Origin of the sequence: Enterococcus sp. C63 (genome assembly GCF_040887215.1) — a bacterium.
Classification (GTDB): Bacteria; Bacillota; Bacilli; order Lactobacillales; family Enterococcaceae; genus Enterococcus_B; species Enterococcus_B hirae.
In genome coordinates this window covers 523226-537971 of sequence record NZ_JBFOFI010000001.1, presented here as the reverse complement: position 1 = coordinate 537971, position 14746 = coordinate 523226, and the positions used below count along the sequence as shown (strand labels likewise).

Annotated in this window: 12 protein-coding genes; 11 read left to right on the top strand and 1 reads right to left on the bottom strand. The window is 38.2% G+C overall.

Annotated features, from left to right (window positions below):
- Positions 1 to 117 precede the first annotated feature (117 nt).
- The 11 genes from AB3H90_RS02325 to AB3H90_RS02275 all read left to right on the top strand — a co-directional run bounded on the left by AB3H90_RS02325 (position 118) and on the right by AB3H90_RS02275 (position 13680).
- Complete coding sequence (locus AB3H90_RS02325; RefSeq protein ID WP_010737776.1) at positions 118 to 483, top strand: helix-turn-helix domain-containing protein; 366 nt, start codon at positions 118 to 120, stop codon at positions 481 to 483.
- Positions 484 to 633: 150 nt separating this feature from the next.
- Complete coding sequence (locus AB3H90_RS02320; protein ID WP_368016097.1) at positions 634 to 4986, top strand: PolC-type DNA polymerase III; 4353 nt, start codon at positions 634 to 636, stop codon at positions 4984 to 4986.
- A 143-nt stretch (positions 4987 to 5129) separates the two neighbouring features.
- Positions 5130 to 5603: a ribosome maturation factor RimP gene (gene rimP, locus AB3H90_RS02315; RefSeq protein WP_010718882.1), complete on the top strand. Its 474-nt coding sequence runs from the start codon at positions 5130 to 5132 to the stop codon at positions 5601 to 5603.
- A gap of 21 nt (positions 5604 to 5624) precedes the next feature.
- A complete protein-coding gene (gene nusA / locus AB3H90_RS02310; RefSeq protein ID WP_010718883.1) occupies positions 5625 to 6812 on the top strand; it encodes a transcription termination factor NusA in 1188 nt (395 codons plus the stop codon).
- A 23-nt stretch (positions 6813 to 6835) separates the two neighbouring features.
- Entirely contained in the window at positions 6836 to 7129 is a 294-nt protein-coding gene (locus AB3H90_RS02305) for a YlxR family protein (protein WP_010718884.1), read from the top strand.
- Complete coding sequence (locus AB3H90_RS02300) at positions 7126 to 7437, top strand: YlxQ-related RNA-binding protein (RefSeq protein ID WP_010718885.1); 312 nt, start codon at positions 7126 to 7128, stop codon at positions 7435 to 7437. The genes AB3H90_RS02305 and AB3H90_RS02300 overlap by 4 nt, the downstream gene beginning before the upstream one ends.
- Before the next feature lie 12 nt (positions 7438 to 7449).
- Entirely contained in the window at positions 7450 to 9804 is a 2355-nt protein-coding gene (gene infB, locus AB3H90_RS02295) for a translation initiation factor IF-2 (protein ID WP_368016096.1), read from the top strand.
- A gap of 19 nt (positions 9805 to 9823) precedes the next feature.
- Positions 9824 to 10171, top strand: a complete 348-nt coding sequence (rbfA, locus tag AB3H90_RS02290; RefSeq protein ID WP_010718887.1) for a 30S ribosome-binding factor RbfA — start codon at positions 9824 to 9826, stop codon at positions 10169 to 10171.
- A 662-nt stretch (positions 10172 to 10833) separates the two neighbouring features.
- The gene (gene truB / locus AB3H90_RS02285; RefSeq protein ID WP_010718888.1) at positions 10834 to 11757 is read left to right on the top strand and encodes a tRNA pseudouridine(55) synthase TruB; all 924 of its coding nucleotides are present in this window, start codon (positions 10834 to 10836) and stop codon (positions 11755 to 11757) included.
- A 2-nt stretch (positions 11758 to 11759) separates the two neighbouring features.
- Positions 11760 to 12695 carry a riboflavin biosynthesis protein RibF gene (gene ribF, locus AB3H90_RS02280; protein ID WP_010718889.1) on the top strand — a complete coding sequence of 312 codons (936 nt, stop codon included), beginning with the start codon at positions 11760 to 11762 and terminating at the stop codon, positions 12693 to 12695.
- A gap of 199 nt (positions 12696 to 12894) precedes the next feature.
- Positions 12895 to 13680, top strand: coding sequence for a glucose-1-dehydrogenase (locus tag AB3H90_RS02275; protein ID WP_368016095.1), 786 nt, complete (start codon positions 12895 to 12897; stop codon positions 13678 to 13680).
- 361 nt (positions 13681 to 14041) lie between these two features.
- Here the strand turns inward: AB3H90_RS02275 and AB3H90_RS02270 are convergent, their stop codons facing one another.
- A complete protein-coding gene (locus AB3H90_RS02270) occupies positions 14042 to 14497 on the bottom strand; it encodes a helix-turn-helix domain-containing protein (protein ID WP_010718891.1) in 456 nt (151 codons plus the stop codon).
- Positions 14498 to 14746: the final 249 nt, after the last annotated feature.

Sequence of the window (14746 nt, the reverse complement as noted above, 5' to 3'; positions counted from 1 at the left end):
TAATTTTCAATAGATATAATGTATACTAGATAGGCTCTAATAGATAGTACCTACTTTATTGTGCTATAGTGTCTAAAAAGTAACTATTGGATAGTAAAAGGATTTTAGGAGGGAAATATGATTGAAAAAACGTATAATATTGGTGTAGAAGCCACGATGGATGTTATCGGTGGGAAATGGAAACCGATTATTTTATGCAACCTGCGTCACAGTCCGCTTCGTCCCAGCGACTTAAAACGAAAAATTCCTAATCTTAGCCAAAAGATGTTGACTCAACAATTGCGTGAATTAGAAGCAGACGGTATTGTTGTACGAACCTCATATCATCAGGTTCCACCAAAAGTTGTTTATTCCTTAAGTGAATATGGTCAAACATTAAGTAGTGTGTTAGATGCGTTATGTGATTGGGGCGAACTGCATGTTACTACGTTGCAAGAGCAAGGAGTACCAATCAGCTTACGTTGTGAGGATTCATTTAGCTAAGTAATCAACGATTTAGAACGAGAAAGAAAATTCTTTGTCGTTTTTTTAATGTAAATCCATGTAAAAACGGGTATACTAAATAGTACTGAAAGAAGAAGAGGTTCAAATGAAATAGCATTGATTTGTCCTCGTCAGAAAGGGCGTATGGTTTTGTCAGAAAAACGAGAGTTATTTGAAAAATTGTTGGAACAAATCCAACTAGAAGAAGTGGAAAAAAATCATCCACTAATCTCTGCTGGCGAAATGGAGCGTGTAGTGGTTCACCGCAAATCAAGATTGTGGGAGTTTACCCTACACTTTACTCAAATTTTACCGATCATGCTTTATCGATCATTGCTCCAAAATTTGACACTGGCATTTAAAGATATTGCACAGATCAGATTAACTATCAAAGCTGATGATCAGCAGTTTGATGAAAAATTATTACAAGATTATTGGGCACAAGCTTTAGAAAGCCAACAATGCGATACGCCGTTGGCTCAACAAGTTTTAAAAACACAAGTCCCTATATTGAAGGAAAAGAAAATTGTCTTGCCAGTCGATAGTAATGGCGCTATTAATTATTTAAAGCAACAATATCTACCTTTAGTTGAAACGCTGTTTGTCAGCTACGGGTTCCCTAAATTTCGTATCGAACCTGAAATTGATGAAGAACAAGCAGAACGTGTGCTAAAACTGTTTGAAGAGCGGAAGCAAGAACAAGCAGAAGCGTTCATGAAGCAAGCTGCGGAAAGTTTGATTGTCCATGAACAAAAGAAAAAAGAAAGAAAAGAGCAACTTCCTGTACTAGATGGACCGATCCAGTTAGGTCGTAATATTCCAGCAGATGAACCGACAATACCAATGATCAATATCGTTGAAGAAGAACGTCGTGTGACCTTGGAAGGCTATGTATTTGATAAAGAAGTGCGTGAGCTACGTTCAAAACGTAAGATTCTAACGTTAAAAATCACCGATTATACTTCTTCTTTTATTGTTAAGAAATTTTCAAATAATGAAAAAGATGAACAAATCTTTGATGCAATCAGCGTAGGAAGCTGGTTAAAAGTTAGAGGAAGTATCCAAGAAGATACATTTGTGCGAGACCTGGTGATGAATGCACAAGATATCATTGAGGTGAAGCATGCACCTCGTAAAGACTATGCTCCTGACGATGAGAAACGAGTGGAATTACATGTTCATAGTAATATGAGTACGATGGATGCAACCAATAGTATCTCTGACCTTGTGGCTCAAGCTGGAAAATGGGGACACAAAGCGATTGCGATCACGGATCATGGAGGGGCACAAGCATTTCCTGAAGCGCATAGTGCCGGTAAAAAAGCAGGCGTAAAAATTCTTTATGGGGTAGAAGCCAATGTTGTAGATGATGGTGTGCCGATTGCTTACAATGATGAACATGTTTCTTTGAATGAAGGAACATATGTCGTATTTGACGTGGAAACCACTGGACTATCTGCTGTTTATGATACGATCATCGAATTAGCTGCGGTCAAGATGTATAAAGGGAATGTCATTGAAAGCTTTGATGAATTTATTGATCCTGGACACCCACTTTCCCGCACAACGATTGATCTAACTGGGATCACAGATGAAATGGTACGAGGATCTAAATCAGAAGAAGAAGTCCTACGTCTGTTTCTCGAGTTTTCAAAAGATTCGATTCTGGTCGCCCATAATGCCGCGTTTGATATGGGATTCTTGAATACAAGTTATGCAAAATATGGAATCCCAGAGGCGACGAATCCAGTCATCGATACGCTAGAATTAGCCAGATATCTGTATCCTCAATTTAAACGATTTGGTCTAGGTGTGTTATCTAAAAAATTTGGTGTCAGTCTTGAACAGCATCACCGAGCGATTTACGATGCTGAAGCGACAGGTCATTTAGCATGGATTTTCGTTAAAGAAGCAATGGAAAACCATGAGATGCTCTACCATGATCAACTCAATGCTCATGTGGGAGAAGGCGATTCGTATAAACGAGCAAGGCCATTTCATGTGACGATCTTAGCGAAAAATCAAGCTGGATTAAAAGATTTATTCAAATTAATCTCGATGTCGAATGTGGAATATTTTGAACGTGTCCCACGTATTCCTCGTTCACAACTGAAGAAATTACGTGAGAATCTTTTCATTGGCTCTGCTTGTGATAAAGGTGAGATTTTCGAAGCAATGATGCAAAAAGGAATTGAAGAAGCTAGAAATCGAGCAAAATTTTATGATTATATTGAAGTGATGCCAAAAGCGGTCTATGCACCATTGCTTGAGCAAGAACTAGTCAAAAATGAACATGATTTAGAAGAAATCATCAAAAATCTAGTTGAAATCGGAAAGTCATTGGACAAAATCGTCGTTGCTACTGGGAATGTTCATTACCTTAATGAAGAAGATGCAATCTATCGGAAGATTTTGATTAATTCAATGGGTGGGGCTAATCCGTTGAACCGACATAGTTTGCCTGATGTGCATTTTAGAACAACAGATGAGATGTTGACTGCTTTTAACTTTTTAGGAAAAGATCTAGCGAAAGAAATCGTCGTTGACAATACGAATAAGATTGCTGACCTTTGTGAAGAGGTCATTCCGGTGAAAGATGATTTGTATACGCCAAAAATTCCTGGATCTGAAGAAGAGATTTCTGATTTGAGTTATACCAGAGCTAAACAGTTGTACGGTGATCCATTACCAGAAATCATTGAAAAACGATTAGAAAAAGAATTGAATTCGATCAACGGGAATGGGTTTTCTGTGATCTATTTGATTGCGCAAAAACTGGTGCATAAAAGTAACGAAGATGGTTATTTAGTTGGTTCACGTGGATCAGTTGGTTCTAGTTTTGTTGCGACAATGACTGGGATCACTGAAGTAAATCCATTAGCCCCTCACTATTATTGTCCTGATTGCCAGTATTCAGAATTCTTTGAAGATGGTACTTACGGTTCGGGGTTTGATATGCCTGAAAAAAAATGTCCGAAATGTGGCGCACGATTAAATAAAGATGGCCATGATATTCCTTTTGAAACGTTCTTAGGGTTCCATGGAGACAAAGTACCAGATATCGATTTGAACTTTTCAGGTGATTACCAAGCAGAAGCGCACAACTATACGAAAGTTTTGTTTGGGGAAGAATATGTTTATCGAGCAGGAACAATCGGTACAATTGCCGATAAAACAGCTTATGGCTTTGTTAAAGGTTATGAGCGAGATCATAATTTACAATTTCGCAGTGCTGAAGTTGATCGATTAGCCAAAGGTGCGACTGGCGTGAAGCGAACGACTGGACAACATCCAGGGGGGATCATCGTTATTCCCGATTACATGGACGTATATGATTTTACACCGATCCAATATCCAGCAGATGATCAAAATTCAGAATGGAAAACAACGCATTTTGATTTCCATTCTATCCATGATAATGTACTGAAGCTTGATATTCTGGGACATGATGATCCGACAGTAATCCGTATGTTGCAGGATTTATCGGGAATCGATCCACAAACGATCCCAACTGACGATCCAGAAGTAATGAGAATTTTTGCCGGTCCAGATGTCTTGAACGTTACCAGTGAACAGATTTATTCTAAAACAGGGACACTAGGTATCCCAGAGTTTGGGACACGCTTTGTTCGGGGAATGTTGGAAGAAACACATCCAACGACTTTTGCTGAACTCTTACAGATTTCCGGATTATCACATGGGACCGATGTGTGGTTAGGCAATGCAGAAGAATTGATCAAACGTGGGGATGCAACTTTGGCTGAAGTAATTGGTTGTCGGGATGATATCATGGTTTACTTGATCCATGCTGGATTAGATAGTGGGATGGCTTTTAAGATTATGGAAACCGTTCGTAAAGGGCTATGGAACAAGATCCCTGATGAATTACGAGAAACCTATCTATCCGCCATGAAAGAAAACAATGTTCCAGATTGGTACATTGATTCTTGTTCTAAAATCAAATATATGTTCCCAAAAGCCCATGCAGCGGCTTATGTTTTGATGGCCTTACGTGTAGCTTATTTTAAAGTCTATTTCCCTATTTTATACTATTGTGCCTATTTCTCAGTTCGAGCGGATGATTTTAATCTTGTGGCTATGTGTAAAGGGAAAGATGCGGTAAAACAAGCGATGAAAGAAATCACAGATAAAGGTTTGGATGCCTCAGTCAAAGAGAAAAATCAGTTGACCGTCCTTGAATTAGCGAATGAAATGTTGGAAAGAGGCTTCCATTTTGGCATGATCGATCTATATAAATCAGATGCCGTGAACTTCGTGATCGAAGGAGACACATTGATCGCACCGTTTAGAGCTGTCCCAAGTTTAGGAACAAACGTTGCAAAACAAATCGTTGAAGCACGAAAAGATGGACCATTCTTATCAAAAGAAGATCTTGCTACACGAGGAAAAGTTTCTAAAACGTTGATTGAGTATATGAACGACAACGGGGTATTGAAAGACCTTCCAGATGAAAACCAACTTTCCTTGTTTGATATGTTCTAATCAAGGGTTAGCGTGGAAGCTTGTCATTTTAAATGAAATATGGTATAGTTATTTATAGGTAATGATACTAACTGTGAGTGAGCGGAATTTTCGCTCACTCTTTTTAATGGAATTACGGAAGCAATTTTAAGGAGGCGAACTTTTTGAGTAGCGTCGTTGAAACAGTCACAGCAATGGTGACTCCGATTTTAGAGGAACAAAATTTTGAACTTGTCGAAGTAGAATTTGTGAAGGAAGGCAAAAGTTGGTTCTTACGAGTATTCATTGACAAAGATGGCGGAATCGATATCGAAGAATGTGCATGGGTTAGCGAAAAACTTAGCGAAAAACTTGATGCAGCAGATCCAGATCCTATCCCACAAGCTTATTTTCTAGAGGTATCATCTCCAGGGGCAGAACGCCCATTAAAAAAAGAGAAAGATTACGAAAAAGCGCTTGGAGAATATATCCATGTTTCTCTTTATCAACCAGTTGATGGAGAAAAACAATATGAAGGATTTCTCCAATCAGTTGATGCTGAACAGCTGATATTGAAAATACGCATAAAAACACGGGAAAAAGAATTAATTCTTGACCGAAAAAATATTGCCAAAGCTCGCTTAGCGATCCAATTTTAATCACGGAGAGGAAACAGAAAAATGAGTAAAGAAATGCTAAACGCATTAGATGCATTAGAAGCTGAAAAAGGGATTTCAAAAGAAATCGTGATCGACGCTTTAGAAGCTGCTTTAGTTTCTGCATACAAACGCCATTATGGTCAAGCTCAAAATGTTGAAGTTGAATTTGATCAAAAGAAAGGGAAAATTCACGTCTATGCTGTGAAAGAAGTTACTGAAGAAGTAATGGATTCACAATTAGAAGTATCATTAAAAGATGCACTTTTGATTAATCCGGCATATGAGATTGGTGATACCATCCGTTTTGAAGTGACACCAAAAGACTTTGGACGAATTGCTGCACAAACAGCAAAACAAGTTATTTTACAACGTGTCAGAGAAGCAGAAAGAACCATCATTTACAATGAGTTCAGCGCGTATGAAAAAGACATTATGCAAGGTATCGTTGAACGTCAAGATAAACGATATATCTATGTAAATCTTGGAAAGATCGAAGCTGTTTTATCGAAACAAGATCAAATGCCTAATGAATTTTATCAACCGCATGATCGTATCAAAGTGTACGTTTCTCGTGTAGAAAATACGTCAAAAGGGCCACAAGTCTTCGTTAGCCGTAGCCATCCAGATCTATTACGCCGTTTATTCGAACAAGAAGTGCCAGAAGTTTACGATGGGATCGTTGAAATCGTAAGCATTGCTAGAGAAGCGGGCGATCGCTCAAAAGTAGCCGTTCGTTCAAATGATGAAAATATTGATGCAGTTGGAACTTGTGTTGGTCCAAAAGGCCAGCGTGTGCAAGCGATCGTGAATGAATTAAAGGGTGAAAACATGGATATCGTTGAGTGGAACGAAGATCCAGCGGTATTTATCACGAATGCTTTGAATCCAGCGCAAGTGATCGATGTGATTTTTGATGAAGAAAATCCTAAAGCTTGTACCGTTGTCGTTCCAGATTACCAATTATCCTTAGCGATTGGTAAACGTGGACAAAATGCACGTTTGGCTGCCAAACTAACAAATCACAAAATCGATATCAAGTCAGAATCAGATATGGCTGAATATTATGAAAAACAAGCGCAAGATCAAGAAGTAGCTTCTGAAGAAGTCGCTCATGATGAAGCGATCGTTCAATCTGATTATACAGATGATGAATATGAAACGATTGCTTTCAACGATGAAACAGTTGAAAATACGGATCAAGATGCTTAACAATTAGCTTAGGAGGCGAAGAGATGAAACAAAGGAAGATTCCTTTACGCAAATCTGTGGTTTCAGGTGAAATGAAACCCAAAAAAGAGATGATTCGAATTACCCGTTCCAAAGAAGGGGAAGTATCGATTGATCCCACTGGGAAAATGCCAGGCCGTGGTGCGTATGTCTCACTTGAGCCAGCTGAAGTACAACAAGCTTGGGATAAGAAGATTCTTGATCGGGCGTTAGAAACGACTTTGACAGATGAATTCTACCAAGAGTTACTCGATTATGTAACCCATCAAAAAGCACGAAAAGAGCTATTCGGTAAATGAATGAAGGAAATCGGCAAAAAGCCATGAATCTCATTGGGTTAGCGATGCGCGCTGGTAAGTTGATTACCGGCGAGGAGTTGACCATTGCAGACATTCGTAAACAGAAAGCAAAGATCGTGTTTGTAGCAAATGATGCGAGTGAGAATACGAAGAAAAAAGTGAAAGATAAGAGTTCATATTATGAAGTTCCTTGCTTTGAACTATTTTCCGAAGCTGAAATCACGCAGATGATTGGGAAGCCTCGCAAAGTATTTGGAATCGTAGATAACGGTTTTGCGAAGAAAACCAAGGAGCTAATTGAAGGTTAGGAAGGTGATTGCATGAGCAACAAACGAATTTATGAACTAGCAAAAGAATTAAATCAGCCTAGTAAAGACGTTGTGGAAAAGGCGCAGCAACTTGGGATTAATGTGAAGAATCACATGGGAGCAATCACAACTGGTGATGAAAAGAAGTTGCAACAAGCGTTCAAAAAACCACAGACGAATAAAAAACCAGCACAGCAAGCCAGCCAAAAGCCAGCCACAAACCAGCCGAATGAACAAAAGAAACAAGAAACAAAAACGAAACAACAAAAAAATAACCGCAACTATCAAGATCGCGGTCAAGGGAGCGGTCAAGTGAATCAAGGAAAAAACCAATCAACAAACCAAAACCGAAGTAATAATGGAGGCGGAAATAACCAAAACCGTCAAGGAGCAACACAAAGTAGCAATCAAAACCGCCAAGGATCAACACAAGGCGGAAACCAAAATCGCCAAGGATCAAACCAAGGTGGTAACCAAAACCGTAACAACAATAATAATCGTGGTAAATTTAACAATAACAACCGCAATCGTTTTAACAAAAAAGGGAAAAAAGGAAAACAACAAACCTCCAATAAACCTGCTGTACCACCACGTAAATTCCGTGAGTTACCAGAAGTATTAGAGTATACTGAAGGCATGAACGTTGCGGATATTGCGAAGAAAATCCATCGTGAACCAGCAGAGATCATCAAAAAATTATTTATGCTTGGCGTAATGGTCAACCAAAACCAAGCACTAGATAAAGATACGATTGAACTCTTAGCAACAGATTATGGGATGGAACCACAAGAAAAAATCCAAGTAGATATCGCAGATATCGACAAATTCTTTGAACCAGAAGAATTAAATCCTGATACATTGGTTTCTCGTCCACCAGTTGTAACAATCATGGGACATGTCGACCACGGGAAAACAACATTACTTGATACATTACGTCATTCACGAGTAACAAGTGGCGAAGCTGGTGGGATTACACAACATATCGGTGCCTACCAAATCGATATCGATGGCAAACCAATCACATTCTTAGACACACCTGGGCATGCTGCATTTACAAGTATGCGTGCGCGAGGAGCAAGTATCACTGATATCACGATCTTAGTTGTAGCAGCAGATGACGGTGTTATGCCACAAACAGTCGAAGCAATCAACCATGCGAAAGCAGCTGGCGTACCAATTATCGTTGCTGTTAATAAGATTGATAAACCAGGGGCAAATCCTCAACACGTGATGCAAGAATTAAGTGAATATGAATTGATTCCAGAAGCTTGGGGTGGAGAAACGATTTTCGTTGAAATCTCTGCTAAATTTGGTCAAAATATTGACGAATTGCTGGAAATGATCTTGCTAGTTGCGGAAGTAGAGGATCTAAAAGCAGATCCTAAACAACGAGCAATTGGTACAGTAATTGAAGCACGTCTAGACAAAGGAAAAGGACCTGTTACAACATTACTTGTTCAACAAGGGACTTTAAACGTAGGTGACCCAATTGTAGTAGGAAATACCTATGGACGTGTGCGTGTGATGGTCAACGACTTAGGTCGTCGTGAAAAATCTGCTGGACCAGCAACACCAGTTGAGATCACTGGGTTAAACGATGTGCCACAAGCAGGTGACCGCTTTGTTGTCTTTGAAGATGAAAAAACTGCTCGTGCAGCCGGTGAAGAACGTGCCAAACGTGCGTTGTTAGAACATCGTGCGATCACTAGTCGGGTAACATTGGACAACTTGTTTGAAAGCTTAAAAGAAGGCGAATTAAAAGAAGTAAATGTTATCATTAAAGCTGATGTACAAGGTTCTGCAGAAGCATTGGCTGCTTCATTGCAAAAGATCGATGTAGAAGGCGTACGTGTGAAAATCGTCCATTCTGCAGTTGGTGCCATCAATGAAAGTGATGTAACCCTTGCAGCAGCAAGTAATGCGATCATCATTGGGTTCAATGTTCGTCCTACACCACAAGCTAAAATTCAAGCGGATAATGAAGAAGTGGACATTCGTTTACACCGAATCATTTATAAAGCAATCGAAGAAATCGAAACGGCGATGAAAGGGATGCTAGATCCAGAGTTTGAAGAAAAAATCACTGGTCAAATGATTGTTCGAGAAACATTCAAAGTATCAAAAGTTGGAACGATCGCTGGGGCTTATGTCACAGAAGGATACATTCGACGTGATAGTGGCGTTCGCGTGATCCGTGATGGTATCGTCATTTACGAAGGACAACTAGCTAGCTTGAAACGTTTCAAAGACGATGTAAAAGAAGTTAAAATGGGTTATGAATGTGGTGCAATGATCGAAAAATTCAATGACATCAAAGTCGATGACGTCATCGAAGGCTTCATTATGGAAGAAATCAAAACAAATTAATTTTAGGAGGCCGCTCAATATGGCAAACTATCGAGACCGCCGAGTCGGTCAAGAAATTTTAAAAGAAGTAAATGATATTTTACGCAAAAAAGTTCGTGATCCTCGTGTAGAAAACGTGACAATCACTGATGTCCACGTTACGGGAGATCTACAACAAGCAACCATCTATTATAGTATTTTATCTGACTTAGCTTCAGATAAGAAAAAAGCACAGGAAGGCCTAGCAAAAGCAAGTGGACTGATTCGCCGTGAATTAGGACACAACTTAAGCATCTATAAAACGCCTGAATTAACTTTTGAATTAGATGAGTCAGTAGGGTATGGTAACCACATTGATGAGTTGCTTCGTAATTTAAATAAAGATTAAAACAAAAAGAGCTATAAACCTTAAGAAGTGGGGTTATAGCTCTTTTTTAGTAGTTTTTTTAGTTTTAGCTTTTTATAAAGCAGAGATACCGCAGTTACACCATCATCCAATTTTTTAGAAAAAAAGTTCAAACTACACAATGCAAGTAGTTTAAAATGACAAACGCACAGTACCATAATTTTACTGTACAGAATACATGAGAAAAAAATGAGCAATTTGTACGTGTCTCGAACAGGTTGTGAAAGAAACGGTCAACTCCAAACGAATAAGAGAGAATCTTTTAAAATAGCTTTTCTTATTTTGAAAAATTCTCTCTTATTTTTAAGAAGTGGCTTCTTGGACACCGTTTATTAAGAGTTAGATTTATACTTCAGACTCTTTTCGAGATTCGTATATGATCCTCAGTTTTTTGTTTTGGGGAAGACTAGGATCATTTATTCCTTAAAAGCTGCGACTCGTTTTAATCAAAGGCTGCAAATGAAGGATTCAAGCTTGCCTTTGTCTAAGAGAATAACATAAATTGTATTTACAGGTTTGTGAAGTTTTATTACAAGTTTGTTGCCAAATAATAAAAACGTAGCGAAAAAAGGTAAAATCGTCACATTATTGTGGGATGTGTTATAATGACAAAGTTGATATTTTATTGGATAGGGAGAAAAAACATGGACGGATTATTACCTTTGTGGAAAGAACGTGGCATGACAAGTCATGATTGTGTATTTAAATTAAGAAAAATCTTACATATGAAAAAAATTGGTCATGGCGGTACGTTAGACCCTGATGTTGATGGTGTGTTACCGATTTGCCTTGGAAAAGCGACTAAAGTTATCGAATATTTAAGCGATGCAGGAAAAGTATACCAAGGAGAGATTACATTAGGATTTAGTACAACGACAGAAGACAAATCTGGTGAGGTCGTCGAAAGTAAAACAGTTGATCGATTAATCAGTGATGAAGAAATTGATGAAACGATGAAAAGTTTTATCGGGGAAATCACTCAGATACCACCGATGTATTCAGCTGTCAAAGTGAACGGCAAACGTCTTTATGAGTATGCCAGAAACAATGAAACAGTTACACGTCCCGTGCGTAAAGCGCAGATTGAACGTTTTGAAAGAACAAGTGACGTGCATTGGGACCAAGAGAAGGGGTTGCTATCTTGGCGTTTTGAGGTAGTATGCGGGAAAGGGACTTATGTACGAACGCTTGCTGTTGATACTGGGAAAAAATTAGGCTATCCTGCTCACATGTCCGATCTAACTCGAACAGCTAGTGGAGGAATGAAGAAGGAGCAGGCAATCACTTTACAGCAAGTAGCAGATTATATGCTTGCAGGAACCTTTGAAGAACATTTATTGCCACTAGAAGCTGGTGTCGCTCGTTTTAAGAGAGTAGACATTAGTGATCGTGTTTGGGAAAAAGTTAAAAATGGTATGCGCTTAGATTATCAGGTATTTAACTTAGCAGAAATGCCGACAGAAGAGATCGCACTTTTTTACCAAGACAAAGTAGTAAGTATTTACCAGCCAAATCCAAAAGAAAAAAACAAATTAAAACCAAGCAAAGTGTTGAGGAATGAGGTATAAAAATGAAAATTATCAAAATTAGACATCCTTATCAAGCAGATCAGATCCCACCAGAAGACGTTGTACTTGTTTTAGGCTTTTTTGACGGGGTACATCTAGGCCATCAACGTGTTATCAATCGGGGAAAAGAAATTGCTAAAAAAGAAGGATTGAAATTAGCTTTGATGACTTTCAACCAACATCCTTCAATCGTCTTCAAAAAAATAAATCCAAGTCAAGTAAAATATTTGACTACGTTGGAACAAAAAGAAGAAAAAATGGCCTTATTAGGTGTTGATTATTTATACGAAATCGATTTTACGTCATCGTTTGCTCATTTAGCTCCACAAGAATTTGTCGATCAATATATCGTAGGACTTCATGCAAAATATGCTGTTTCTGGTTTTGACTATACTTACGGACCTAAAGAAATTGCAGATGTAGCGCACTTACCAAGTTATGCAAAAAATCGATTTGAAATCATCACTGTACCAAAAGAAGAAGACAGTGGCGAGAAGATTAGTTCGACACGGATACGTGAATTATTAAACGCAGGAGAAATAAATGAAGTAACACGTTTATTGGGGGCTGCTTACGAGGTCGAAGGGGTGGTAGTCCATGGCGATGCTCGTGGCCGCCTGCTAGGATTCCCAACAGCTAACATCAAAGTTAAAAGTACTGTTCATCTTCCAAAAGAAGGTGTCTATGTTTCAGAGATCAAAGTTGGTGAAACGTGGTATCAAGCAATGGGATCAATCGGTCATAATGATACCTTTGGTGATGATCGTGAACTTACCGTTGAATTATATATTTTAAATTTTGCTCAAGATATCTATGGAGAGCATGTAAAAGTCCGTTGGCATCATTTTTTGAGAAACCAAGTGAAATTTCCAAACGTTGAATCATTGATTGAACAACTGAAAGCAGATGAAAAAGCGACAGCGGACTATTTTAAATAAAAGTATTGAATTTAACTGAAGCCAATAAAAAAGCCTTTTTTGGTGAAATCATTCGAGTCAGCAAGTAGCTTGCTGACTCTTTTATTATAGAAAAAAGTAAATTGATCGAATAAGCGTATCGTTTGCCTAAAAGACAGGGTGCTATTGTACACTTGATATAGGAAGTATGCAGTAGGTGAAAAAGAAGGGTGGAAAGTATATGTATAAAGATCTAACAAATAAGGTGGCAGTAGTAACTGGAGGATCAAAAGGGATCGGTAAAGCAATCTGTGAACGCTTTGGTAAAGAAAAAATGTGTGTGGTTGTCAACTATCATTCGGATGAAGAAGGGGCACAAGAAGCAGTAGCCGAGATCGAAAAAAATGGTGGCAAAGCAGTAGCTGTCGAAGCGGATGTCAGTACAGAAGAAGGGATAGATCGTCTGCTCAAAGCAGCAATCGAAACATTCGGAAGTTTAGATATCTGGGTCAATAATGCTGGTATGGAAACGCAAAAACCAACCCATGAGCTGGAATTAGAAGATTGGGAGAAAGTGTTAAAGGTGAACCTAACAGGCGTATTTTTAGGGACAAAAACAGCGTTGAATTATTTTAAAACTCATCAGATCAAAGGTAATATTATCAATATGTCCTCCGTTCACGAACAAATCCCTTGGCCGACATTTGCTCATTACGCAGCGTCAAAAGGCGGTGTCAAGCTGTTTACAGAAACAGTAGCCATGGAATACGCACCAGAAAATATTCGAATCAACAGTATTGGACCAGGGGCGATCAAAACTCCGATTAATGCAGAAAAATTTGAAGATCCAAAAGAAAAAGTAATTCTAGAAAGCATGATACCAATGGAACGAGTGGGTAAACCCGAGGAAGTCGCCGCCGCTGCTGTTTGGCTCGCTTCTAATGAATCCAGTTATGTGACAGGAATTACTTTATTTGTAGATGGTGGCATGAAACTATATCCATCCTTTCAAGGGGGTAAGGGTTAAAGCTACTTAGCATTATTAATAGAAACAAGAAATAGGGGAAATAATAAATTTAGAATCTAAAAAAACAATAAACGACATTCAAAGAGCTGACCTTCGGCAATAAGACAAAAATCCACAAAACAGGGGGAGCTGTTTCGAGATTTTTATCTTGATTGCTCCAACGATTACTCGTCGTAGTTTTTACTTGGCGAGTAATCAGGTCAAACGCTCTTTTCGCAATCTCTTATACACGGTGTTTATGCATCGAGTTCTTGAAATAAGCCTGAATTTTTTGAAACATGGGAAGCTGTTTCAAAAAATTCAGGCTTATTGTCATCAGAGCAGATCGCTTCTTTCACAGTCTCTTTTTCCAAATAAAAAACTAATTCTTTTTTAGTGAAATGGATGTTTGTTTTTGTAGTTGTTCATAGATCCATGACCCGAAATTAGTGACATAATTAAAGTTACCACCAATTAAGATATCATATTCATTTTCTTTGAAATGCGTGTATTGGATCAATCGATCATTTTTATTAGCATAAACCTCTGAATGATAGTTAAAAAGTTGCTCTTTAAAGGCATCCATTTCGTGAAAATCATCTGTTACAAGAGATAATTTTAATGTGACAGGGACATCAAGCGTCACTTGATAATCTTTTTGGATCATTAGATTTTCCTTGTCACCGTAAAGGAAATCAAACAAATTTTGTTCAGAAAACTTCCATTTTCCTCCAACTTTTGTTCCCTTTAATTTCCCTTCGTGCAGATAGTTTCGAATTGAACGAGTTGTCACACCAAGTTGGTCGGCTAATTCTTGTACTGAATAATAACCTTTCAATATATCCCTCCTAAAAATTAAACCACTATTTAAACACCGTGGTATCGAATTAAAATAAAGTCCTTATGACCCAAAAGTTAGTTTCAGATTGATGAGGAATTAAATATACTTTATAGATTGTAATTATACTAAAATTCTTATGAAAAAAATAGATTTGTTCGTTAAATAATCGTTATGTTTAGAATAAAATAAACAGATAAAGCAGTGTTTTTCAAATTTAAACTTAAAAAATCGTTATTTAAAATAACT